This window comes from Ruegeria meonggei, assembly GCF_900172215.1.
Lineage (GTDB): Bacteria > Pseudomonadota > Alphaproteobacteria > Rhodobacterales > Rhodobacteraceae > Ruegeria > Ruegeria meonggei.
Map to the genome: position 1 here is coordinate 108,159 of NZ_FWFP01000008.1, position 20,645 is coordinate 128,803.

20 protein-coding genes are annotated in these 20,645 nt (G+C 57.9%); 10 read left to right on the forward strand and 10 right to left on the reverse strand.

Going from position 1 to position 20,645, the window contains the following annotated elements; genetic code table 11:
* Positions 1–51: 51 nt before the first annotated feature.
* Complete coding sequence (locus tag RUM8411_RS14275; protein ID WP_085823383.1) at positions 52–1,380, reverse strand: amidase; 1,329 nt, start codon at positions 1,378–1,380, stop codon at positions 52–54.
* Positions 1,381–1,434: 54 nt separating this feature from the next.
* Between RUM8411_RS14275 and RUM8411_RS14280 the strand changes: the two genes are divergently transcribed.
* On the forward strand, positions 1,435–2,697 hold the full coding sequence (locus RUM8411_RS14280) for an FAD-dependent monooxygenase (RefSeq protein WP_234995242.1): 1,263 nt from the start codon (positions 1,435–1,437) through the stop codon (positions 2,695–2,697).
* A gap of 25 nt (positions 2,698–2,722) precedes the next feature.
* Here RUM8411_RS14280 and RUM8411_RS14285 read toward each other — a convergent pair whose 3' ends face one another.
* The 5 genes from RUM8411_RS14285 to RUM8411_RS14305 all read right to left on the reverse strand — a co-directional run bounded on the left by RUM8411_RS14285 (position 2,723) and on the right by RUM8411_RS14305 (position 6,557).
* Positions 2,723–2,908 (reverse strand): Trm112 family protein, encoded by a 186-nt coding sequence (locus RUM8411_RS14285; RefSeq protein ID WP_085823385.1) that lies wholly within the window; start codon positions 2,906–2,908, stop codon positions 2,723–2,725.
* Positions 2,905–3,546 carry an LON peptidase substrate-binding domain-containing protein gene (locus tag RUM8411_RS14290; RefSeq protein ID WP_085823386.1) on the reverse strand — a complete coding sequence of 214 codons (642 nt, stop codon included), beginning with the start codon at positions 3,544–3,546 and terminating at the stop codon, positions 2,905–2,907. Before RUM8411_RS14290 ends, RUM8411_RS14285 begins: the two co-directional genes overlap by 4 nt.
* Positions 3,547–3,573: 27 nt before the next feature.
* A complete protein-coding gene (gene trxA, locus RUM8411_RS14295) occupies positions 3,574–4,491 on the reverse strand; it encodes a thioredoxin (RefSeq protein ID WP_085823387.1) in 918 nt (305 codons plus the stop codon).
* A 76-nt stretch (positions 4,492–4,567) separates the two neighbouring features.
* Positions 4,568–5,356, reverse strand: a complete 789-nt coding sequence (locus RUM8411_RS14300; protein WP_085823388.1) for an exodeoxyribonuclease III — start codon at positions 5,354–5,356, stop codon at positions 4,568–4,570.
* Positions 5,357–5,555: 199 nt separating this feature from the next.
* Positions 5,556–6,557 carry a helix-turn-helix domain-containing protein gene (locus RUM8411_RS14305; protein WP_143534912.1) on the reverse strand — a complete coding sequence of 334 codons (1,002 nt, stop codon included), beginning with the start codon at positions 6,555–6,557 and terminating at the stop codon, positions 5,556–5,558.
* Between RUM8411_RS14305 and RUM8411_RS14310 the strand changes: the two genes are divergently transcribed.
* The 3 genes from RUM8411_RS14310 to RUM8411_RS14320 all read left to right on the forward strand — a co-directional run bounded on the left by RUM8411_RS14310 (position 6,547) and on the right by RUM8411_RS14320 (position 10,063).
* On the forward strand, positions 6,547–8,097 hold the full coding sequence (locus tag RUM8411_RS14310; protein ID WP_234995243.1) for an amidohydrolase family protein: 1,551 nt from the start codon (positions 6,547–6,549) through the stop codon (positions 8,095–8,097). The two genes, RUM8411_RS14305 and RUM8411_RS14310, sit on opposite strands and share 11 nt — an antisense overlap.
* An 86-nt stretch (positions 8,098–8,183) precedes the next feature.
* Positions 8,184–8,888: a DUF3299 domain-containing protein gene (locus RUM8411_RS14315; RefSeq protein WP_234995244.1), complete on the forward strand. Its 705-nt coding sequence runs from the start codon at positions 8,184–8,186 to the stop codon at positions 8,886–8,888.
* On the forward strand, positions 8,885–10,063 hold the full coding sequence (locus RUM8411_RS14320; RefSeq protein ID WP_085823392.1) for a carbohydrate porin: 1,179 nt from the start codon (positions 8,885–8,887) through the stop codon (positions 10,061–10,063). The genes RUM8411_RS14315 and RUM8411_RS14320 overlap by 4 nt, the downstream gene beginning before the upstream one ends.
* Positions 10,064–10,357: 294 nt before the next feature.
* Here RUM8411_RS14320 and RUM8411_RS14325 read toward each other — a convergent pair whose 3' ends face one another.
* Positions 10,358–11,044 carry a response regulator transcription factor gene (locus RUM8411_RS14325; RefSeq protein ID WP_068337060.1) on the reverse strand — a complete coding sequence of 229 codons (687 nt, stop codon included), beginning with the start codon at positions 11,042–11,044 and terminating at the stop codon, positions 10,358–10,360.
* Positions 11,045–11,206: 162 nt separating this feature from the next.
* On the opposite strand from RUM8411_RS14325, the gene ribA reads away from it, so the two are divergent.
* Both ribA and RUM8411_RS14335 read left to right on the forward strand, forming a co-directional pair.
* Positions 11,207–12,301, forward strand: a complete 1,095-nt coding sequence (ribA, locus tag RUM8411_RS14330; RefSeq protein ID WP_085823393.1) for a GTP cyclohydrolase II — start codon at positions 11,207–11,209, stop codon at positions 12,299–12,301.
* Entirely contained in the window at positions 12,298–12,798 is a 501-nt protein-coding gene (locus tag RUM8411_RS14335) for a L,D-transpeptidase family protein (protein ID WP_085823394.1), read from the forward strand. Before ribA ends, RUM8411_RS14335 begins: the two co-directional genes overlap by 4 nt.
* Here RUM8411_RS14335 and RUM8411_RS14340 read toward each other — a convergent pair.
* Together RUM8411_RS14340 and RUM8411_RS14345 are read right to left on the reverse strand one after the other, a co-directional pair.
* The gene (locus RUM8411_RS14340; protein WP_085823395.1) at positions 12,782–13,441 is read right to left on the reverse strand and encodes a YggS family pyridoxal phosphate-dependent enzyme; all 660 of its coding nucleotides are present in this window, start codon (positions 13,439–13,441) and stop codon (positions 12,782–12,784) included. The genes RUM8411_RS14335 and RUM8411_RS14340 overlap by 17 nt on opposite strands.
* 102 nt (positions 13,442–13,543) lie before the next feature.
* Entirely contained in the window at positions 13,544–14,554 is a 1,011-nt protein-coding gene (locus RUM8411_RS14345) for a porin (RefSeq protein ID WP_085823396.1), read from the reverse strand.
* A 284-nt stretch (positions 14,555–14,838) separates the two neighbouring features.
* On the opposite strand from RUM8411_RS14345, the gene RUM8411_RS14350 reads away from it, so the two are divergent.
* The 4 genes from RUM8411_RS14350 (at position 14,839) to holA (ending at position 19,437) form a co-directional block, all read left to right on the forward strand.
* The gene (locus RUM8411_RS14350; RefSeq protein ID WP_085823487.1) at positions 14,839–15,324 is read left to right on the forward strand and encodes a DUF3576 domain-containing protein; all 486 of its coding nucleotides are present in this window, start codon (positions 14,839–14,841) and stop codon (positions 15,322–15,324) included.
* 72 nt (positions 15,325–15,396) lie between these two features.
* A complete protein-coding gene (gene leuS / locus RUM8411_RS14355) occupies positions 15,397–17,934 on the forward strand; it encodes a leucine--tRNA ligase (RefSeq protein ID WP_085823397.1) in 2,538 nt (845 codons plus the stop codon).
* A complete protein-coding gene (gene lptE / locus RUM8411_RS14360; RefSeq protein ID WP_085823398.1) occupies positions 17,921–18,412 on the forward strand; it encodes an LPS assembly lipoprotein LptE in 492 nt (163 codons plus the stop codon). Before leuS ends, lptE begins: the two co-directional genes overlap by 14 nt.
* Entirely contained in the window at positions 18,409–19,437 is a 1,029-nt protein-coding gene (gene holA, locus RUM8411_RS14365) for a DNA polymerase III subunit delta (protein ID WP_085823399.1), read from the forward strand. The genes lptE and holA overlap by 4 nt, the downstream gene beginning before the upstream one ends.
* On the opposite strand, the gene RUM8411_RS14370 is transcribed toward holA, so the two are convergent.
* On the reverse strand, positions 19,434–20,618 hold the full coding sequence (locus tag RUM8411_RS14370) for a TIGR03862 family flavoprotein (protein WP_085823400.1): 1,185 nt from the start codon (positions 20,616–20,618) through the stop codon (positions 19,434–19,436). The genes holA and RUM8411_RS14370 overlap by 4 nt on opposite strands.
* Positions 20,619–20,645: the final 27 nt, after the last annotated feature.

Below are 20,645 nucleotides of genomic sequence, written 5' to 3' on the forward strand. Positions count from 1 at the left end.
CAGAGCCACTTCGTCCAGACAAAGAGGTGCCGAATCAGGGGATTGTGGCATTCAGGCCAATGCCGCTTCGGCCGCGGATCCAAGCCTTAACAGGGCCTCTTCCGAGCCCGGATAGCCCATCATCATCACCCCGCAACCCGGTGTCCCGGTGGGCAGCGTCAGCGCGGCCAGCCCCATCAGGTTACCGATGCGCGTATTGCGCAGGGCCAGCAGGTTTTCGGTGACATAGTAGTCATGATCATTCATCAGCCGATCCAGATTCGGTGGTAGAATCGGTGCAGTAGGGGCCAAAACAGCGTCAAACCCGGCGGTTGCGGCATCCCACGCCGCCCGGCACGCCTTGAGTTTCGACCAGGCCGCGATGTAGTCGGGGCCAGAGACATCACGACCCGCCCGGAATCGTTCCAGAATTTCAGGATACATCGCCTCGGGGTTGGCTTCGATCACATCGCGCCACAGGCCGTAGGCCTCGGTCGTGTACAAAACGCCAGACAGGCCCATCGCCTCGTTCAATTCCGGCACTTCCAATGGGACGATTTCCGCCCCGGCATCACGCAGGCGGTCCAACGCGTCATCAAAGGCCTTGCCCGGCGCAGCGCGTAGATCATCCTTGGCGACGTTTTGCAGATCGGCAAAGCGGCGGCCTTTCAGGCTGGCCCCACGCAAATCCGCAGGACTGCCGCCCTCCAGTAAGGCCAGCATATGCGCGGCATCCTCAACCGAACGCGTCAGGGGGCCAACCGTATCAAACCGCAGACACAGCGGCACAGTGCCCTCAAGGCTGACACGCCCGGCAGTGGTTTTCAGACCGACCAGGTTGTTCCAGGCCGCGGGGATACGCACGGAACCGCCGGTATCCGACCCGATTCCGCAGGCCGCCAGGCCCCACGCGACGGAAGCCGCGGCTCCCGAGGACGAACCACCCGACACCGCGTCAACGTCGTCGACACAGGGCGGCGTCCCCGTGATTGGGTTCAGGCCCAGACCGGAAAAGGCCAACTCACTCATATGGGTTTTGCCAAGACAGACGGTGCCCATCGCGGTGGCGTTGCGCACGACCTGCGCGTCGGCTTCGGGCACGCGCCCTTTCAACAGGGCCGAGCCGGACTCGGTCGCAGTGCCGGCTGTGTCGAACAGGTCTTTCCAGCTGATCGGTACACCGTCCAGCAGGGATCGGCGCAGTCCCAGGCTGGCCCGCGCCTGCGCAGCCTGCGCCTCAGACCGGGCTCGGTCGTGGGTGACGCGGGCATAGATTCGGTCCTGATGTGGGTGCGCGTCGATGGCGGACAGGTACGTTTCCGTCAGCTCAACCGGATCAATGCGCCCCATGCCAATGCCGCGGCCCAGATCACATGCCGTCATGCTCAGCCAGTCCTGCATCCCTGCCCCCTTCGAAATCCTGTGGTGTATCGGACGGTAGCGACAGGACCGCACATGGACAATCCCGAAAGGGCGCGCATATTGCGAGCCATGGAACACATGTCGGATATTCTGATCGTAGGCGGCGGCCTGAACGGCCCGGCCCTGGCTTTGGCACTGGCGCAAACGGGTCATACGGTCACCGTGATTGATGCGCTGGACGAAAAGCTGCGCAAGGACGCGGCCTTTGATGGCCGCGCCTATGCGCTGGCGCTGGCCTCTCAGCGTTTGTTGGACGCGACCGGAGTTTGGGCGAGGATTGCGGATCAGGCCCAGCCCATGCTTGAGATCAAGGTTACCGATGGGCATGCCGGCGCTGGTCCGTCGCCGTTCTTCATGCATTTCGATCATGCCGAGATTGAAGAAGGTCCAATGGGCTACATGGTCGAAGACCGCCACCTGCGTCGCGCTTTTCTGGAGGCGATGGTCGAAGAGTCGCGCATCTCGCAGATCAGTGGCAAGACCGTCGTTGCGCAAAAGGCGGACGAGACCGGCGTCACCCTGACCCTGAACGATGGCGCCACCCTGACCGGCAGCCTGCTGGTCGGATGCGACGGGCGCCGTAGCGGCACTGCAACTCGCGCGGGGATCAAACGCAGCGGTTGGGATTACGGCCAGACCGCTTTGGTCTGCGCCATCGAGCACGACCTGCCCCATCACGGCATCGCGCATCAGTTCTTTATGCCCCCCGGTCCGCTGGCCATCCTGCCGCTGACCGACAATCGCAGCTCAATCGTCTGGAGCGAGCGCACCGAAATGGCCAAGCGTATCAACGCCCTGCCCGAGGATGACTATCTGCAGGTTCTGCGCCCTCGCTTTGGCGATTTTCTGGGCGACATCCGCCTGCAGGGCGATCGATTCACCTATCCGCTGAACCTGACAATCGCCAATTCCTTCATCGGTGATCGTATGGCCCTGGTTGGCGACGCGGCCCATGGTATGCACCCGATTGCCGGACAGGGCCTGAACGCAGGGCTACGCGATGTCGGCGCGCTGGCCGAGGTGCTGACACTGGCCGGTCGGCGCGGCGAGGATATCAGCTCGGTACTGGTTCTGGAACGCTATCAAGAGTGGCGGCGGTTCGACACCGCAGCACTGGCGATGGCGACGGATGTGTTCAACAAACTGTTTTCGAACGACAATCCGCTACTACGTGCGGGTCGCGATTTTGGAATGGGGCTGATAGGCTCTCTGCCCGGGTTACGCCGCGGCTTCGTACGTGAAGCGGCCGGACTGACCGGAGACCTGCCAAAACTGCTGCAAGGGCGGGCGATTTAGGTCCCGCCCGCGTTTACGGATACGGTCAGTCCAATTCGCGCGCTTCATCCACCAGCATCACCGGGATACCATTGCGGATGGGGAACGCCAGACCGGCAGCTTTGGACACAAGTTCTTGTTTGTCAGCGTCGTAGTGCAGGGTCGTATGGCTTTGCGGACAGATCAGCGCCTCAAGCATATGGCGATCAAAGGCGTGTTCGTTTTCGGTCATTGTAGTTTTTCCTCGTTCGATCCGCCGCGCATTGCGAACTCAATCAGGGTAACCAGCGTTTCACGCCGGGTGCGCAGGCAGGGCGCTTCCAGCAGCGCCTGTTTTTCCTCGGGGTCGAAATCCAGCAGCATAGACAGGGAGTTCAACAGCAATTCATCATCCGCATCCTTGAGCGTGTCCCAATCTGTGGACATCTGGCGGGACGAAAAGTACCGCTCCAGTAGTGCCAGAAAGTTGGTGCGGTCGAAATTATTGTCATGTTCGGCTTTGCCCAGATCACGATCAAACCCGTCCCACGAGACGGTGCACCGCCGATAAGGTGTAAAAGCGTCCTGTTCCGCACGGATACGAAAACGCGAAATCCCGGTCAGTGTAATCAGATACCGGCCGTCTTCGGTTTCGGAAAACTGTGTGACGCGACCGGCGCAACCAATCAGATGCAGCTTGTCTTCGTTGCTCTGACAGGGATTGGGCTGCACCATGCCGATCAATCGTTCCTGCGTTTTGAGGGCATCGTCCAGCATTTGCAGGTATCGCGGCTCAAAAATATGCAGCGGCAGGCGCGCGCGGGGCAGCAACAGCGCCCCGGGCAATGGAAAAACGGATACCGTTTCCGGAAGGTCAGCGGGATGCATCATGTACCCGAGTGTAGCTCTGATCCCGAATTAGGCAAATATCATCGAACTGAGCTTGCGCCGCCCGTTCAGAACAATCGGATCGTTCGGCTTGAGCGCGTCAAAAATCGTGAACAACTGCGCCTTGGCGGCCCCGTCATTCCACTCGCGGTCGCGGCGGAACAGCTCCAGCAATTGCGCCACAGCCTCTTCCACATCGCCATTGGCATGCAGCGCCTGTGCCAGATCGAACCTGGCCTGATGGTCACTGGCGTCAGCCTCGACCGCAGCGGTCAAATCGGCCAACGGACCGGCATCTGCCGCCTGTCTGGCCAGTTCCAGCTGGGCATGCGCCGCCTCGACTTCGGCCGAAGTCGAGATCTCGGCAGGCGCGCCATTAAGAATGGCCTCGGCCTGGTCCAGATCACCCGACGCGATATGCGAGCGCACCAATCCCCCATAGGCAGCGGCGTGGTTTGGGTCTTCGCCCAGAATGGCGGCAAAGGTCTGCGCGGCATCAACGGCTGCGCCATCGGCCAACATTTCCTCGGCAGCCTGCACGGCGTCTTCCAACTGGCCGCCGGGGCTTTCGCCGCCTGCTGCTTCGATCACGCGGTCCACAAAGGCCTTGATTTCGGACCCGGGCACCGCGCCCTGAAACCCGTCCACAGGTTGGCCTTTGAAAAAGGCATAGACGGTCGGGACAGATTGGATACGCAGTTGCGACGCGATGGCCTGCGCCTCGTCCACATTGATCTTGACCATCTTCACCGCACCTTTTGCGGCCGTCACGGCCTCTTCCAAAAGGGGTCCGAGCGTTTTACACGGGCCGCACCACGGGGCCCAGAAATCGACGATGATCGGCGTGTCCTGCGATGCCTCAATGACATCGGCCATGAACGTAGCCTCGGACCCGTCCTTGATCAGATCAGCGGCAGCAGAGCCGGCGGCGGCGTTCAAAAGATCCATGGCATTCACACTTTCATTCTGGTTTGCGCCCTATATGCAACCCCAGGGGTCAGAAACCAAGGGCCGAGTTGCGCAATTACAGGTCGAATGTCGCAAAAACCGGAGCGTGATCGCTGGGTTTTTCCCACCCGCGCGCGTCGCGCAGGATACGGCTGGAATGCCCCGAGTTCGAGATATCTGGCGTGGCCCAGACATGATCCAGACGCCGCCCTTTGTCTGCAGCATCCCAATCCCGCGCGCGATAGGACCACCAGCTGTAAAGCGGTCCTTCAGGAATGTCCTGGCGGGTAATATCCACCCAGCCACCTGCACCTTGCGTTTCGGCCAGTTGATCGACCTCAACCGGTGTATGCGAGACAACCTTGAGCAATTGCTTATGCGACCACACATCATCTTCGCGCGGAGCGATGTTCAGATCACCGACCAGAATGGATTTCTGCGGTTTATCCGCATGGAACCAATCGCGCATTTCGGTGAGATAATCGAGCTTTTGGCCAAACTTCTCGTTCTTCTCGCGATCTGGCACATCACCACCGGCGGGGACGTAGAAATTGTGAATGGTCACGCCATTCTCCAGCCGTCCGGCAATGTGGCGGGCGTGGCCCAGGCTGGCGAAATCCTTGTCACCAACATCCTCGATCGGCAAGCGCGACAGAATGGCGACGCCGTTATATCCCTTTTGCCCGCGCGCAACCATGTGGGTGTAGCCCAGTTCAGCAAACCCTTCGGTCGGAATTTTCTCGACGGGTGACTTGCACTCTTGCAGACACAGGACGTCCGGCGCCTCTTCCTGCAGCAATTTCAGCACGATGGGCTCGCGCAGGCGGACCGAGTTGATGTTCCAGGTGGCAAGGGTGAAGGACATGATTGGGGATTCCTCTGTCGCGATTAGCGCAGGTTAGCGTGGTGCGAGATAGGGTGCCATGAGAAAAGGCCGCTGAGTGATATAGTTTGCTCAATGGCAGCTACGCGGACAATGCTGCCGTCCGATGCTGAACGATAAATGACCGCTCGCAGCCCTAATCGTACGTTCCCAACCAAGTTTTCTTTTGGCTCGACCAAATTTACTTGCTTCGGAACTTAGTCGGTGTCATTCTGGTTTGACCTCGGAAAAAGCGAGTGAAATGGGACTTGTCGGAATAGCCGAGCATCAGACCGATCTCCGCAATTGTCATCTGGTCTTCATTGAGGTGCTCTTTGGCGACATCGACACGCAGCCGTTTGATTTCACGGGGTAGCGTTGTGCCTTGTCGCTGAAGCGCTTTCAGAAACCGTTCCGGTTGTATTCCCAGCATTCCAGCCACCATCTCAGGTCCCAAATCGGTTTCATCTAGTTTGTCGCGTAAGACAGAGCGCAAAGCTGCCACCACGGTTACTTCTTCCTCTTGTTGAGGTGAAGCTATGGGCTTGGCAGAGCCCTCAGAGACATGGTGCAAAAACAACCATCCCACAGGAAAACTAATTTGCATTCCGGGATCAGTCCCAAGGCCAACCTCGATCCCTTTGTAGTCGATAGGCAGCCCATTGATGTATCTGCTTTCCCATCGCACACGCGAAGAATCCCAAGAATCTCCGACGACGGTCTGCAATAGGCGTACATAGATTGCGGCACCAAAACCGGTCACCTGAATGGGTGGGACAGTTGGTTCCTGTTGCCTCTCGATACTATAAATCGCCTTGTCTGCTTCAATCACAAGTCTGTGCCGCACAGAATTGGACTCCTGCGGTACGAGCCCAACAAAGCGGGTAAAAAACTCGAATAGCGTTTTTGTAGATTGCAAGGCTTGAGCGAAGGGCGGCCATCCTTGTAGGTCAAACGCCTCCCCTACATTCAGTCCTAGGTATCGATCCCCTGATACTTCTGAGAAGGCATTCACCAAACCGTAGACCAGCTCTGAGTGAACGAACACGGTTGGGTCAGACAACAGTTCGGCTTTCAATCCGACCTGGTCCAATGCTGGTTGCGGATTGATCTTGCGTTCGGTGAGATATTGCAAAAACGGAGCGGCTAAGGAGAGGCGAATAAAGCCCTCGCTATGCTCTTTAGAGGTGGGGTTGAAAGGCAAGCTCGTCACCCTTGTGATGATTGGTATTTATATTCAGTGGCCATTTTTACGATCACATTCGAACATGCCAATTCGAAAGTGGCAACCGAGGCAAAATTTTCCGGACTACAGTTGGCAAAACATGAATATGAAGGGAGTACCTATGTCCGGTCTACGAATGTCGCTTTGCTCGACGGTAATTGTCGCAGCAGGTCTTTCTTTTTCAGCGTCCGCGCAGGCTCAGGGTCAAGAAGAACCCCAAACTTTGTTTACCAACGTGCACATCTTCGATGGCGTGAATGAACAGCGCATCGAGAATGCCAGCGTATTAGTCGAGGGCAACCTGATTAAGTCCGTATCAACCGATGCGATCGATGCCCCCAATGCTACAGTCATTGACGGAGAGGGGCGGACATTGACCCCCGGGTTTATTGAACTGCACGCGCATCTCATGCTGATGGGGCCGACCTTGCCTGCGATGGAGGCCAACACGACCTGGGAGGACTTTGCCATACACGGTGCGCGGATGGCCGAGATGTATTTGATGCAGGGTTTCACCACTGTCCGGGATGCTGGTGGCGCTAATGGCGGACTACGTAGGGCGATAGACTCGGGGCAAATCGAGGGCCCTCGTTACTATCCATCTGGGGCGTTTATTGGAACACGCGGTGGTCACGCTGACTTCGCGAATTTCACAGCACCACCTGGTTCGGAGACCAACATGGGTCGGCTGAACATGGCTCAGGAGGTCAGTGGTGTTGATGACGTCTATAAATTCGCACGTAACAACTTTCGTATGGGCGCGACGCAATTGAAATTCATGCAATCCGGTGGAGTCGTGTCGGCATTCGACCCTTGGCAATTGCTGGCCGGGTCGCCCGAAGAAATCAGAGCCGCCGTGCAGGTCGCGAATGAATATGGCAGCTATGTCATGGCGCATTCCTATCGTAAGGAAGCTATCCTGAGTGCGCTCGACGCAGGTGTTATGTCAATCGAACATGGTTTTTCTTTTGACTGCGAAATTGCCGAAGTCATGAACGAGAAGGGTGCGTACATTACAACAAACCTAACGGCATTTGACCCCGGCCTTCTCGACATTCCAGCTGTGGCGAATGTTCCGGCGAGCCTTGCCAAGGCAAAGTCTGCCTCGGCCACATTTGCAGGCTATATCGACAATATGAAAGAATGCCCGGTGAAGCGGGGTTTTCAGACAGACTGTGTTGGTTCGGTAGAGGCGTGCAATATCCAGATTGCCTACGAGAAGCACCTGAACAATGATTTTTTCGGCCCCTATACGTCCATGGTGACACTGACATCGACGGGCGGTGAAGTTGTCGCTCTGTCAGGGGATTTTATGAACCCGTATACCGCTGGAAAACTGGGTGTGATCGAGGAAGGGGCCTATGCGGACATCCTGCTGATCGACGGAAACCCACTTGAAGACTTCTCGGTTGTTGGCACGGGTGATCAGTGGTTCGGTGCCGACCCGAGGCCTGAAAGCCCAGATACGATCCGCCTGATCATGAAGGACGGCGTCATCTACAAAAACACACTGGATTGACCTGTCTAAACAGCCGGAGAGTATTTATGCGACATTGCTTCCGCTCCTTAGTATTCGCAGGGTTGGTTTGGTGTGGTCATCCTGTCATGGCGACGCCAGGAACCGCGTTGGACTGGTCTGACCTGCCTGACCCGTCCGCGCAGGTCTTTGAAGACCCCTATCGCGAACTTAGCGCCGAACAGTTCGACGATGTCCTTTACGTCGTACGGCTGCGCGGTAGGCTACAGCAGCATAGTAGCAGCGAAGAAGAGAGGCAGAAATGGCAGGAGCTTCTGACCGAGACTGAGGATGCCTTGGCGGTTGATGGGATTGATGTCGACTGGCTACTCGACCAGCGAGAGGTCGTGACGGAACGGCGAAGAAAGGCTGGAACAAACGGAAATCTGCAATTCGACGGTCAAACAATCACTCTCGCGGGCTTTGCCATTCCTGCTCCGAGTGATCCGGACGGTCGGCCTGTGGCGTATTTAGTGCCAGAAAGAGGGATGTGCAGTCACATGCCTCCACCTCCGCCCAACCAAATGATCCGCGTACGGCTGAATGGCGACTGGACGCCCAGCTATTTCCACGAACCCGTTCGGCTGACGGGCACGCTGACTATCGCCCCTTCTGTTCAGAGTATGATGGTTGTGGACGGCCTCATGCCTATGAATGCGACATTCCAGTTGGAGACGGAACGTGTCGAAACTCTGGAGACTGAAGCAGACAGGCTAGAATGGAAGCAGCGTGCCGCTGATCGCATCCGGGCGGCGGGAGATCGCAAGACCGGCGGGGCAAAGGCGTCTGAATGATAAGACTTCTGGTTGCCACATTGAGTATTGCCTTTGCTGGCGCAGCGTCGGCTCAGGGACTATCCGGGCCATCTTCGGTCGAAGCTGATCTAGAGCCCGGAGATGGGTTAACCGATCCGCAATACCGTTCCGATTTTCCACGCAATATCGCTCCGGGTTGGTTTCAGTGGAAAGACCGGCTGGCTGAGGGAGGGTTTCGGTTCAACATTGATTACTTGGCATTGGGCCAATCCACGAACGCTGATCTGGGAACCGGCGAAGCAGCAAGCGGAATTGCGCGTTTTTACGGTAGTTGGCAGGCAACTGAACGCGGCTCTTTGACATTCAAGATCGAAGACCGGCACAGTTACACCGATGTTGCCCCACAGTTTCTTGGGCTGGATGGCGGAGCACTTTCGATCACTGGGACAGCCTTCAACGATAATGGTTTGCTGCTGACCAACCTGTTCTGGACCCAAAGGGCCGAGAACGGCGCGTGGACGCTGCAAGTTGGGCAGATTGATGTAACGGACTTTGTGGATATCTATGGGTTGGTCAGCCCTTACAGTGGTTTCCAAAACCTGTCTTTTAATACCAATCCGACAATTAACGCGCCCAACCAAGGTCTTGGCATTGCCGGTGGGATAAAGTTGAGCGAAAACATCTACGCTGTTGCGAGCGTCTCAGATGCAAACGCCGACCCGTCTGATCCAAACTTTGATGTGCTTAGCGATGGCAATCTCTTCAAGTCACTCGAGCTTGGTTACACCTCCGGCTTCGATCGCATTTACTTCGACAATATCCACCTGACCCTTTGGCATGCGGATGCAGCCGACGATGGCAGGCGCCCTGAAGACTATGGGGCTGCATTTTCAGCGGCATGGTTTGTTGGCAATAAATGGATGCCATTCTTTCGGGCAGGGGTCTCTAAAGGAACAGCGGCGCTTTACGATCGGTCCATCTCTGCAGGTCTGGGATATTACGGTCACAATACTGACTTGGCCGGGCTGGGCCTGAACTGGGCCGAGGCAAGAGGCATAGACGGTGACCAGTTCACGCTCGAAGCATTCTACCGTTTTTCAATCTCGCCCGGACTGCAGATCACGCCATCCGTACAATTCATTTCCGACCCGCTTCTGAATCCCAATCAGGACCAGATTACTCTGTTCGGTCTAAGAACCCAGATCGTTTTCTAATGCGGGGTGAATGCAATAGGTAAGCGGCAGTGCCAAAGAGCGACTAAGGGAGATCAATAGGACTTTGCAAAGCCTGCTTTCTGCGCGTTGCCACCGTTAGCACGGACTGCAGCACCCGGTAACTTTGGGCTCGAAGCGGACCTAGAAATCTCACCACCCCAACAAAAAAGGCCGGGCCCTAAGGCCCGGCAGTCCAACAGGGAGGTACATGTCATTACCCGGACATGCACGGGTTGGGAGTAACTTAAAGATACGTTCAGAGTATCACTTTGATCCAAGTCAATCCACCACGGATCAAGAGACCAGGCGATATCCACCAGATTCTGTGACCAAAAGGCGTGCATTGGACGGATCAGGCTCGATCTTTTGACGCAACCGATAGATATGCGTTTCCAGCGTATGGGTGGTCACACCGGCATTGTAACCCCAGACCTCGTGCAGCAACACGTCGCGGGCAACAACACCATCTGCGGAACGGTAGAGAAACTTGAGAATGTTGGTTTCTTTTTCGGTCAGGCGGATTTTGCGATCCTCTTCGGTGATCAGCATCTTCATCGCAGGCTTGAACGTATAGGGCCCAAGCACAAACACCGCATCCTCGGACTGTTCATGCTGGCGCAGCTGTGCGCGGATACGGGCCAGAAGAACCGGAAATTTGAACGGCTTGGACACGTAGTCATTGGCGCCCGCATCCAGGCCCAGAATGGTATCCGCGTCGCTGTCATGGCCTGTCAGCATCAAGATCGGGCTCTTGACGCCTTGCTTGCGCATCAGGCGGCACAGCTCTCGGCCGTCGGTATCAGGCAGGCCGACGTCCAGAATGACCAAATCGTAGATCGCTTCACGGGCTCGCTCCATCGCGGATTGACCGTCCTGCGCCTCAAACACATCGAAATCCTCGGTCATCACAAGTTGCTCACTGAGCGCCTCGCGCAGGTCTTCGTCGTCATCCACCAGCAGGATTTTCTTGAGCTGAGCCATGATCGGTTCCTCCTAAGCCTTTTCCATCACTTGCGTGCAGAAGATGCAATCAACAAGGTTTACTGCAATCGTCTCACGCCCTCGTGTCTGACGCGGAGGAAATGTTTCACATTTCCGTCTGATCAGGCTAGGAAAAAGCCAGAACGTTACAGGGTAACACAGATGAGTCTTATCCCCGATATCACGGAATTGCTGGCCCGGGCCCGTGCGGATTTGCGCATGGGGCTGCCGGTGGCGCTGACTGATGGCAGCGGTTTCAGCGTGCTGGCCATCGCGACAGAAACGCTCAGCGCTCAGCGGCTGGCGGATCTACGTGGACTTGGCGGCGAGCCGGTGGTTGCCGTCACTGTGCGCCGGGCCGAAACGCTGAAGGCGCGGGCCTATGATGGCGACCTGGCACGGGTCGTTGTTCCGGCAGATGCCGGGATTGACTGGGTGCAGGCCGTGGCCGATCCGTCGGATGATCTGAGCGCACCAATGAAGGGCCCTCTGATGACCGAGCGGCACGGCAGTGCCAATCTACACCGCATTGCCATTGCCCTTACGAAGTCCGCGCGCCTGTTGCCTGCGGCCGTAATTGTCGCGGTTGAGGAAGGCCGGAACTTTGCCGCCACCCATGGCCTGACCTGCATCGACCACACGCGTGCCGCACCGCATCTGGCGGATCGCAGTGCTTTGCATTCCGTTGTCGCCGCGCGGCTGCCGATGGAAGTGTCCGAGGCCGGACGGCTGCATGTCTTTCGCCCGGAAGACGGCGGGGAGGAGCATTATGCCGTGGAAATCGGGCGCCCTGACCGTGAAATACCTGTTCTGGCGCGGCTACATTCGGCCTGCTTTACCGGTGACCTGATGGGCAGCCTGAAATGTGACTGCGGCCCGCAATTGCGCGGAGCGCTGGCCCAGATGGGGTCTGAGGGCGCCGGTGTCTTGCTGTATCTCAATCAGGAAGGGCGCGGCATTGGTCTGGCCAACAAGATGCGCGCCTATTTCCTGCAGGATCAGGGGTTTGACACGGTTGAAGCCAATCACCGGTTGGGATTCGAGGATGATGAACGTGATTTCCGCCTTGGGTCGGACATCCTCAAATCCCTGGGATTCAACTCTGTCCGGTTGCTGACAAACAACCCTGCAAAGATCGCGATGATGGAGAAAACAGGTATCGCCGTAACGGAACGCGTGCCGTTGAAAGTCGGCGAAACTGCCCATAACCGCGGATATCTGGCGACGAAAGCGGCCAAATCAGGCCATTTGTTGTGACCCTTGATGACCTCGTCCTGACCCCGCGTGGCGTTCGGTTTGCGGGGCGTGTATTTCCCTGCTCAATCGGTAAAGGCGGGGTGAGTGACACCAAACGCGAAGGCGATGGGGCCACACCAACCGGCGTACATCAGATCGTCGGAATGCTATACCGCCCGGACCGGATTGCAAAGCCGGTGCCGTGGGCCATTCCAATCGGTCCGCGCGACCTGTGGTCTGATGATAGTCGGGACAACCAGTACAATCATCTGGTCAGCACGCCCTATGCGTTCAGCCACGAAAAGCTGCGCCGCGCTGATCCGTTGTATGATCTGGTGTTGGTCACCGACTGGAACTGGCCCAATTCCGTGCCCAATCGTGGATCGGCTATCTTTATTCATCAATGGCGCCGTCCCGGTTATCCGACCGAAGGCTGTATTGCCTTTCGCCGCGATCATCTGCGATGGATCGCTAACCGGGTGGACTTGGGCGCGCGGTTGATTATTCCTGCGGTTTGATGCGGTCCCCGAAGATGGCCGAGCCCACCCGCACATGGGTCGCCCCCAGCGCTATGGCTTGTTCAAAATCGCTGCTCATTCCCATCGACAGGCCCGCAAGCCCGTTGCGCCCGGCGATCTTGGCCAGCAGTGCAAAATGCAGCGCAGGTTCCTCATCCACCGGTGGGATGCACATCAAACCTTGGACTGGAAGATCCAGACCCCGGCATTCGGCAATGAAATCATCTGCCTCGGCCGGTAAGACGCCCGCTTTTTGCTCTTCTTCGCCGGTATTGACCTGAAGAAACAGGTCCGGGCAAGTACCGGTCTCCTGTGCCAGACGCGCCAGCGTCTTTGCCAATTTCGGCCGGTCTACGGAATGGATGGAACTGAACAGCTCCATCGCCTGCCGGGCCTTGTTGGTCTGTAACGGGCCGATCAGATGCAGATCGACCTCAGGGAACTGCTCCAGGAAGCCCGGCCATTTGCCCAGCGCCTCTTGTACCCGGTTTTCACCAAAACACCTGTGACCGTCCTGCAGAACGGCCTGAACACGGTCATTGGGCTGCACTTTGGACACCGCAATCAGCTTAACGGACCCTGCGGGTCGTCCAGCGGCGGTTTCGGTTTGGGTGATACGGGCGGTGATTTCCTGCAGCGACATCGGGTTCCTCAACAAGCTTTACGGGCAGAGAAACACCATGTTGGCGCAAAAGAAAAGGGCAGGCCCGAAGACCTGCCCTTAAACCTTACGGTTCAGATCAACTTAGAAGTTGAACTGGGCACCGAAGTCAGCAACCATAGTGGAGTCGCTGCAAACGTCACAATCGTTTACACCAAGACCACCGCGCAGCGATGCGCCGCCGCCCAGGTCGTAGATGGCACCAATAGCAACCTGCTGCAGGTCGGCATCAGCATTACCGTCACCATAGGTGAACAGCAGTGTGGTTGCGGCACCCAGGTTGTAGGAAGCCGACAGACCCCATGCAGTACCGTCAGTTGCGGTAACTTCAGTCGCATCGTCTGCAACAAACAGAGTACCGCCGAAGTCGCCCCATTCACCGCCCAAGGTCAGAACGGTCAGGCTTGGGTCGCTACCAGAGCCAATGGCGTCAGTTTGACCGTACGCAACAGCAGCAGTGATGTTGTTGAACGTATAGGTCGCGCTTACGTCCCAACGGTCTGCATCGGTTGTGTTGCCACCGCCGGTGAAGATTGTCGCCTGGTCATACGATGCACCGAAAGCGAAATCACCAACTGCGTACTGGAAGAACACAGCGTTCGCGCCCGAACCTGTCGACGAATAAGCCAGGAAGTTGTAGTTCACGCCAGAGTACTGACCAGCGAACAGTTCCAGACCAACTTCGTTACCGTAGTAGTTTGCCAAGTTGTCGAAGGCACCTGCAACGTTGCCCGCGTCAACACGCAGACCGCCGTAGATGACCGAGAAGCGTGCGCCGTTCAGGCCAGCCGAGTTGGCTTCGCCGGTTCCGGAGTCTTCGTCAGCCTGCAGACGAACACGACCAGAGAACTCTACGCCGCCGTCGGTTTCTACGTTTGCGTCAATGTTCAGACGGAAACGCGAGACCAGGATGGCATCGTCGGTTTCAGGGTTGTTTACGTTGATTGCACCACTTGTGGTAGTGGTAGTGGTGATGATCGAACGATCTTCCACGTAACCAATACCAAAACGGCCGTAACCGCTAAAGCTTACTTCGGCCGCTGCAACACTACCGGTTGCGATCAGTGCGGTCGATGCGAAGAGAACTTTTTTCATCTTGTTTCCCTCGGTTTCAAAAGTTTTTCTACTCGACACATGCCTCAGCACATGTCTCAGCACGGGAACCGTTTCGCTCTTTTTGCCCCCATTACGCAAGCTTGGCATAAACGCATGGTCCGCATTCGACCTAAATTGGTGCAAGGATGTCACAGTCGTTTTTTCGCCTTTGGGACAGCATCCGCCCTACCTATTAGTGACAAGAATGGGGTTGTTGCTGAACGGGACCTTGTCTAGGAGTATCAGGGAACACCATATGCCCAATGAAACAGGACCTGTCGACGATGCGCCTGATAAAGATTTTCGGTTTGATTTCACTGGCCGCCGCGCTTGCTGCCTGCTCCAACAACCGAAGCACCCCGACCACTTACAACCAGAATCTTGTCGGCGGCAATTCTGAAGAGCGTGAATTGAACGATCCGAATCGTTCAACGATCTGGGACGTGTTCGACACTGGAAAAAACGAACAAGTCACTAACGTGAACCGGTATTTGTGGTCTGCGTCTTTGGATGTGCTGAATTTCCTGCCCGTGCAAGAAGTTGATCCGTTTACAGGCGTGATCGTAACAGGTTACGGCAAACCACCTGGTGGTGGCCGGTCTTATCGCGCCACCGTGCACATCAGCGACCCGGCGCTGGCGGCGCGGTCCTTGTCAGTTTCACTGCTCACCAGCGGCGGCGCGCCGGTCAGTGCCGCAACCACGCGCGCAGTCGAGGATGCGATCCTGTCCCGCGCCCGTCAGTTGCGCATTGCGGACAACAAGCTCTAGCCACCCGCCGAAAATCACAATATTACCACGCCGGGTTCTTACCCGGCGTTTTCATTCACGAAGGACCGCACGATGTCGCGCTATTCGGCCACCGAAATCGAAGCAAAATGGCAAGAGGCCTGGGACAAAGCCGGGATATTCACCGCCAACCACAAGGCGGACAAGCCGAAATACTATGTGCTTGAGATGTTCCCCTACCCCTCGGGTCGCATTCATATGGGGCATGTGCGCAACTATACGATGGGTGACGTGATTGCGCGTCACAAGCTGGCGACCGGGCATAACGTACTGCACCCGATGGGCTGGGATGCCTTTGGTATGCCTGCGGAAAACGCGGCGATGGCCATCGGCGGCCACCCCAAGGATTGGACTTACGGCAATATCGCTGACATGCGCGGCCAGATGAAGCCGCTGGGCCTGTCCATCGACTGGTCCCGTGAATTTGCCACCTGCGACCCTGAATATTACGGCCAGCAGCAGGCGTTGTTTCTGGATATGCTCGGTGCTGGGTTGGTTTACCGCAAGAACGCTGTGGTGAACTGGGACCCGGTCGACATGACGGTTCTGGCAAATGAGCAGGTTGAAGGCGGGCGCGGCTGGCGCTCGGGCGCTTTGGTCGAGCGGCGCGAGTTGACCCAGTGGTTCTTCAAAATCTCGGACTATTCCGAGGAGCTGCTGGACGCACTGGATACGCTTGAGAACTGGCCCGCCAAGGTGCGCCTGATGCAGGAGAACTGGATCGGCAAGTCGCGCGGCCTGCAATTTGCGTTCGACCGCACCGATGATGGTGAGCCGATCACTGTATATACAACCCGCCCCGACACGCTGCTGGGCGCAAGCTTTGTCGGCATCTCGCCCGATCATCCGATTGCGCGGAAGCTTGAGGCGGAAAACCCAGAGGTCGCTGAATTTGTTGCCGAATGCCGCAAGGGGGGCACCACGGAAGAGGCCATCGAGACGGCGGAAAAGCTGGGCTATGACACCGGTATCCGCGTCAAACACCCGCTGGATCCGAATTGGGAACTGCCGGTCTGGATCGCCAATTTCATCCTGATGGACTACGGCACCGGCGCGATTTTTGCCTGCCCGGCCCATGACCAGCGTGACCTGGATTTCTGCCGTAAATATGGCCTGCCGGTGATCAACACCTTCTATGCGCTGGATGACGACACCCCAGTCGACAAGATCGCCTTTGTTCCACCGAAAACCGAAAAGGTGCGTTGGGTGGATCATTTCGCTGGCCTGACCGAGGCTACCGGCGACGAGGCCATCAACGCCACCGTCGATTTCGCCGAAAAGGCAGGTTGGGGCGAAGGTGTCACCAAATACCGTCTGCGCGATTGGGGACTGTCGCGTCAGCGCTATTGGGGGTGCCCAATTCCCGTTGTGCATTGCGACAGCTGCGGCGTGGTGCCGGAGAAAAAGGAAAACCTGCCGATCCGCCTGCCCGACGATGTCACCTTTGACAAACCGGGCAATCCACTGGACCGCCACCCGACCTGGCGCGATTGTGCCTGCCCATCCTGTGGCGCGCCCGCCAGGCGCGAAACCGACACGATGGACACGTTTGTCGATTCGTCGTGGTATTTCGCCCGCTTCACCGCGCCCAACGCGGAATCACCCACCGATCTGGCCGAAGCTGAATACTGGATGAATGTCGACCAGTACATCGGCGGCGTCGAGCATGCGATCCTGCACCTTCTCTATTCTCGCTTTTTCGCGCGGGCGATGCAGATCACCGGCCACCTTCCGGAAAAGGCGATCGAGCCCTTCGATGCGCTGTTCACCCAAGGTATGGTGACCCACGAGATCTATCAGACCCGCGGTGCCAATGGCCGCCCGGTCTATCACCTGCCAGAGGATGTAACCGACGGCAAACTGGCCGACGGTACCGAGGTCGAGATCATCCCCTCGGCCAAGATGTCCAAATCCAAGAAGAACGTGGTCGATCCGGTCAGCATCATTTCGGCCTTCGGTGCCGATACCGCGCGCTGGTTCGTCCTGTCCGATTCGCCGCCCGAGCGGGACGTTGAATGGACCGCCGCCGGGGCCGAAGCGGCCTTTAAGCACCTGAACCGGGTCTGGAACCTGTGCGACAAGATCGGTGCCATGAATCCCGGTGCGTCAGGCGATGGCGATCAGGATCTGCTGCGCGAGATGCACAAATCCATCCGCGACGTGACACTTGGTGTTGAAAGCTTTGGCTTCAACGCGGCGATTGCAAAGCTCTATGCGTTCACCAATACGCTGGCCAAATCCAAAGCCGGTGCCGCAGCTCAAAAGCAGGCGATCAAAACACTGGCACAGCTGATGTCACCGATGACACCGCACCTGGCCGAAGATATCTGGGCCCATCAGGGCGGCGAAGGTCTGGTTGCCACCGCTCCTTGGCCGGTCGCAGATGAGGCGATGCTGGTCGATGACACCGTCACTCTGCCGATACAGATCAACGGCAAACGCCGGGCCGAAATCAGCGTGGCCAAAGAATTGGACAAAGCCGAGGTTGAAAAAATCGCGCTCAGCACCGAAGCTGTGCAAAAGGCGCTGGATGGTGCCACACCGAAGAAAGTGATTGTTGTCCCAGGCCGGATTGTAAATGTCGTTGTTTAATCGCAGAACCCTGTTGATGGTGCCGCTGGCGCTGGCCGCCTGCGGCTTTGAACCGGTCTACGCCCCCGGTGGGGCCGGCGCGGAGCTGAACGGAAAAGTTGAGGTCTCTGCCCCGAACACGGTTGAGAGCTATCTTCTGGTTCAGAATCTGGAACAAAGGTTGGGACGCAGCGCCAATTCGGGCAAGGAATACGCGTTGGATGTACGGGTCTCGACCGTGTCCCAGCGCGCAGCGATCACAACGTCGAACGAAACCAGCCGCTATACGATAAACGGGCGCGCCAACTATACGCTCAAGTCCAATGAAACAGGGCAAGTGCTGGCGTCGGGCGATGTTTCCAACTTTGTTGGCTATTCTGCCGCGGGATCGACTGTGTCGACGCTGGCCGATGAACGCGACGCCACCGATCGGTTGATGGTGATTCTGTCTGACCAGATCGTCACCCAGCTTTATGCCTCAGCGAGATTGCCCAAATGAAGCTCAGCCCGCGCGAGGCTGACGGGTATTTCGCCAAGCCGGATGCGGATAAGGCCGGGCTGTTGATCTACGGCGCGGATGCGATGCGTGTGGCGCTGAAACGTCAACAGGTTCTGACCGCATTACTGGGCCCCGGAGCCGAAGAGGAAATGCGCCTGACCCGCATGCCGGGGGCTGACTTGCGCGGCGATCCTGCCCTGCTGTTGGACGCGGTCAAGGCGGTGGGGTTTTTCCCTGGACAACGCGCCGTGTTTGTCGAAGACACCACCGATGTCGCCGCCCCTGCGATCATCGCAGCGTTTCAATATTGGACCCCCGGTGACGCGCAGATCATTGTCACGGCCGGACAACTCAAGCCCAGCTCGAAAATCCGCAAAGCGTTTGAGGCAAACCCGGCAGCCTACTCCGTTGGCATATATGACGATCCGCCCTCGCGCGGAGAAATTGAGCGGGTCCTGACCCAGGCCGGGTTGCAGAACATCCCGCAGGAAAGCATGTCGGCCATCGCTGAGTTGGCCACCGGCATCAGCCCCGGCGATTTTGCGCAAACGATTGAAAAGCTGTCTCTCTATAAACGCGGGGATGATTCCGAGCTGACCATCGACGATATCGAAGCCTGCGCGCCTGGCTCGACCGAGGCCGCGTTGGACGATGTTCTGAACGTGGTCGCCGAAGGCCGCGCCGGTGAGATCGGGCCGCTGATCCGTCGGTTGCAATCCCAGGGCACAAATGCGGTCAGCTTATGTATCGGTGCCACCCGGCATTTTCGGACGCTTTATGCCTGCGCCTCTGATCCCGGCGGCGCGGCGCAGGGCATCGGCAAATTGCGCCCTCCGGTTTACGGCAAACGCCGCGACCGGATTGTGCGGCAGGCACAAGGATGGGGTGCACCCAAGCTGCAGACGGCTTTGACGGTGCTGACCGATACGGATCTGTCGCTGCGGTCCGCAGGGCAAACCGCCCCGGCCATGGCGCTGGTCGAACGCGCGATGATCCGTCTGGCAATGCTGGCGCGGTCCCGCTAACCGGCGCGCTGCACCCAATCGGCTGCCGCCCGCCCGGCCCAATGTCCCGTCGCCAGACAAGCGGTCAGTAGATAGCCACCGGTCGGGGCCTCCCAATCCAACATCTCTCCAGCGCAGAACACGCCCGGTTTTGACCGCACCATCAGCCCGTCATCCAGTGCAGTGCGTGGGACGCCTCCGGCTGTTGAAATTGCTTCATCCATAGGGCGCAGCCCGGCGTGAAGGATCGGCAGCTGCTTTAACGCGGCCATTTGTTGGGACTGCGGCACAGCGCAGCGCCTGACCATCTCATGAAACAGCGCGATTTTCTGCGGCGACAGGTGCAGGGACTTTTTCAACCACTGGGACAGCGTCGTCTTGGGTTTTTTAGCTGTAAGCCGCGCCCGCAAGGTCTGCTTGTCCAAATCAGGAGCCAAATCGACAAACAGCGGATCACCGTTGCGCAAAGCCGGGGTCAGTGAATATAGGCCACCGCCCTCTAGCCCGGAAGTGGAAATCGTCGCCTCACCCCGGCTGTCCAGCTCTCCGGCCATCCAGCGGACCGATTTCAGCGCAGCGCCAAAATGAGGCTTCATGTGATGGCTCCAATCAACCGACAGGGCCGAGTTCGCGGGCTCAAACGGGGCAAGCGCAACGCCCTGTTCGGACAAGATATGCGACCATTTTCCGTCAGACCCCAACCGGGCCCAACTGGCCCCGCCCAGTGCCAACACGGTGACATTCGCCGCGATGGTCTGACGGCCATCCTGCGTGTCGAACACCAGTGCATCATCGTCCCAGCCCTGCCACCGCCACCGGGTTTTGATCTGCACGCCTGAACCCTCAAGCCGTGCAAGCCAGGCGCGCAATAACGGAGAGGCTTTCATCGCAGTGGGAAACACCCGACCGGTTGAGCCGGTAAACAGCGTTTGGCCCAGGTCCCGCGCCCAGATCTGAACCCCGGCAGCGTCGAGCTCTGCAATCATCGGGCGCAGCCAGTCAGCCGCGCCACCATAGGATCGCATCAACATCTCGAACGGTTCATCCTTGGTCAGGTTCAAACCGGATTTACCTGCCATTAGAAATTTGCGCGCAACAGAGGGTTTGGCTTCGGCCACCATCACGCTGTGCCCAGCGCGAGACAGCTCTTGCGCGGCCATCAGGCCTGCGGGTCCGGCCCCGATTATCACTGCCTGCGCCATTGCTGCCCCCTTGCCTTCCGCGCTGCC

Coding starts and splice junctions, on each gene's coding strand:
- RUM8411_RS14275 (WP_085823383.1), bottom strand. CDS start 1,380: ATGCAGGACTGGCTGAGCATGACGGCATGTGATCTGGGCCGCGGCATT.
- RUM8411_RS14280 (WP_234995242.1), top strand. CDS start 1,435: ATGGACAATCCCGAAAGGGCGCGCATATTGCGAGCCATGGAACACATG.
- RUM8411_RS14285 (WP_085823385.1), bottom strand. CDS start 2,908: ATGACCGAAAACGAACACGCCTTTGATCGCCATATGCTTGAGGCGCTG.
- RUM8411_RS14290 (WP_085823386.1), bottom strand. CDS start 3,546: ATGATGCATCCCGCTGACCTTCCGGAAACGGTATCCGTTTTTCCATTG.
- trxA (WP_085823387.1), bottom strand. CDS start 4,491: ATGGATCTTTTGAACGCCGCCGCCGGCTCTGCTGCCGCTGATCTGATC.
- RUM8411_RS14300 (WP_085823388.1), bottom strand. CDS start 5,356: ATGTCCTTCACCCTTGCCACCTGGAACATCAACTCGGTCCGCCTGCGC.
- RUM8411_RS14315 (WP_234995244.1), top strand. CDS start 8,184: ATGGCGACGCCAGGAACCGCGTTGGACTGGTCTGACCTGCCTGACCCG.
- RUM8411_RS14320 (WP_085823392.1), top strand. CDS start 8,885: ATGATAAGACTTCTGGTTGCCACATTGAGTATTGCCTTTGCTGGCGCA.
- RUM8411_RS14325 (WP_068337060.1), bottom strand. CDS start 11,044: ATGGCTCAGCTCAAGAAAATCCTGCTGGTGGATGACGACGAAGACCTG.
- ribA (WP_085823393.1), top strand. CDS start 11,207: ATGAGTCTTATCCCCGATATCACGGAATTGCTGGCCCGGGCCCGTGCG.
- RUM8411_RS14340 (WP_085823395.1), bottom strand. CDS start 13,441: ATGTCGCTGCAGGAAATCACCGCCCGTATCACCCAAACCGAAACCGCC.
- RUM8411_RS14345 (WP_085823396.1), bottom strand. CDS start 14,554: ATGAAAAAAGTTCTCTTCGCATCGACCGCACTGATCGCAACCGGTAGT.
- RUM8411_RS14350 (WP_085823487.1), top strand. CDS start 14,839: ATGCGCCTGATAAAGATTTTCGGTTTGATTTCACTGGCCGCCGCGCTT.
- leuS (WP_085823397.1), top strand. CDS start 15,397: ATGTCGCGCTATTCGGCCACCGAAATCGAAGCAAAATGGCAAGAGGCC.
- lptE (WP_085823398.1), top strand. CDS start 17,921: ATGTCGTTGTTTAATCGCAGAACCCTGTTGATGGTGCCGCTGGCGCTG.
- holA (WP_085823399.1), top strand. CDS start 18,409: ATGAAGCTCAGCCCGCGCGAGGCTGACGGGTATTTCGCCAAGCCGGAT.
- RUM8411_RS14370 (WP_085823400.1), bottom strand. CDS start 20,618: ATGGCGCAGGCAGTGATAATCGGGGCCGGACCCGCAGGCCTGATGGCC.